The 287-nt window shown below is 60.3% G+C and carries 1 protein-coding gene; it reads left to right on the forward strand.

Annotated features, from left to right (window positions below; all coding sequences use genetic code 11):
* Positions 1–53 precede the first annotated feature (53 nt).
* Positions 54–287 (forward strand): AzlD domain-containing protein (locus BN1137_RS14900; protein ID WP_050719352.1); only part of this gene is annotated, 234 nt, incomplete at its 3' end.

Here is a 287-nt window from a genome sequence, read left to right on the forward strand (position 1 = left end):
GCCCTGGCCGGCATGCTGGTGGGCTATGTGCTGCATCGGATGAGGAGGTAATCATGAGCTGGCTGATGATAGGGCTGTTGACCCTGATAACCTTCTTCAACCGTTTCGCCTTCTTCTCACGGTTGACCCGTTATCAACCCGGCGCCGAGATGGGGGCTTTCTTGAGCTTCTCGGCCCAGTCGGTGCTGACCGCCATCTGGCTGCCCATAGTATTCAGCTACGAACCCGGCAAGGGGCTGGATTGGGATCCCGACTACCTGGCGGCGACCCTGCTGGTGACGGCGCTG

It is taken from the genome of Aeromonas tecta (assembly GCF_000820185.1).
GTDB classification, from domain to species: domain Bacteria; phylum Pseudomonadota; class Gammaproteobacteria; order Enterobacterales; family Aeromonadaceae; genus Aeromonas; species Aeromonas tecta.